Origin of the sequence: Pseudomonas floridensis (genome assembly GCF_002087235.1) — a bacterium.
In the GTDB taxonomy this organism is placed as follows: domain Bacteria; phylum Pseudomonadota; class Gammaproteobacteria; order Pseudomonadales; family Pseudomonadaceae; genus Aquipseudomonas; species Aquipseudomonas floridensis.
Map to the genome: position 1 here is coordinate 1 of NZ_MUIO01000168.1, position 511 is coordinate 511.

2 protein-coding genes are annotated in these 511 nt (G+C 58.5%); both read right to left on the reverse strand.

Annotation, left to right across the window (positions count from 1 at the left end; genetic code table 11):
- A partial coding sequence (locus BZK31_RS27535; RefSeq protein ID WP_208617242.1) for an MOSC N-terminal beta barrel domain-containing protein occupies positions 1-211 on the reverse strand: 211 nt, incomplete at its 3' end.
- Between the two features lie 92 nt (positions 212-303).
- The coding region (locus BZK31_RS27540; RefSeq protein ID WP_167378124.1) for a response regulator at positions 304-511 on the reverse strand (208 nt) is incomplete at its 5' end.

Here is a 511-nt window from a genome sequence, read left to right on the forward strand (position 1 = left end):
TGAGTGTCACTCCGCCACTGGCGTTCCACAGCACGGACAACTGCGACATGGACGCCACAGCGCGCTGGGTCAGAAAACGGCCGGTGCTTTCGTCCACCAGCATCCAGCGTCGGTCACCCGCCAACCCCAGGTCGTCGAACGACGCCCGTTGCAGGATTTCCGCCTTGCATGATTTCAGAGGAAAACGATAGAGAGAGCGCAGACGTAGCATGACCTGTTCCTTGGGTGGCTCGATAAGCTTTGACGAAAGCGGCAAAGCTTATACGAACAAGGAACCGGTGGCAGCCTCGATCAGATCGGGCTTCAGTTGCCGAGCATCAGCAGGCGCTCGCGCACCACTTCGACGAGCTTGTCGGGCTGAAACTTGGACAGGAAGTTGTCACAGCCGACCTTTTTGACCATCGATTCGTTGAAGCTGCCGGACAGCGAGGTGTGCAGCACGATGTACAGGGCGCGCAAGCGAGGATCGTTGCGGATTTCAGTGGTCAGCCGATAGCCATCCATCTCCGGC